This window comes from Halorubrum persicum, assembly GCF_002727125.1.
GTDB lineage: Archaea > Halobacteriota > Halobacteria > Halobacteriales > Haloferacaceae > Halorubrum > Halorubrum persicum.
Genome location: NZ_NHOA01000079.1, coordinates 1 through 363, shown reverse-complemented (window position 1 = coordinate 363; position 363 = coordinate 1). Strand labels below are relative to the sequence as shown.

The window sequence follows — 363 nt, the reverse complement described above, 5'->3', positions numbered from 1 at the left end:
CGTCGAGGCCGGCGTCGGTCAGGAGACCGCGGAGGCGCCCGACTGCGTCCGGGTCGCCGTGCGCGCCGACGCCCTGCCGGTCGTCGGTGGTCGCGATCCGCGCGTCGGGCGGGTCGCTTCCGAACTCGGCGTCGAAGCGCCGCCGGATCGGCGCCGAGGCGTCGACGACCTCGTGGCCCGCGTCGAGCAGGGCCTCGGTGAGCGCCGTCGCGTAGATGCCGCGCACCCGGACGTTCATAGCTCGTCGGGGTCGCGCGCGAACCGGACGCGGTCGTGGACGGTCGCGCCGAGCGAGAGCTCGACGAGGACCGGCGTCTCGTCGCCTCGCCCGCTCCCCTCGTCGCCGCCACCCGTCGCCCGGAG

1 pseudogene is annotated in these 363 nt (G+C 76.9%); it reads right to left on the bottom strand.

What is annotated here, in order from left to right:
* Nucleotides 1-238, bottom strand: a pseudogene (locus DJ69_RS18820) (RNA-binding protein); the annotation flags it as partial.
* Nucleotides 239-363: the final 125 nt, after the last annotated feature.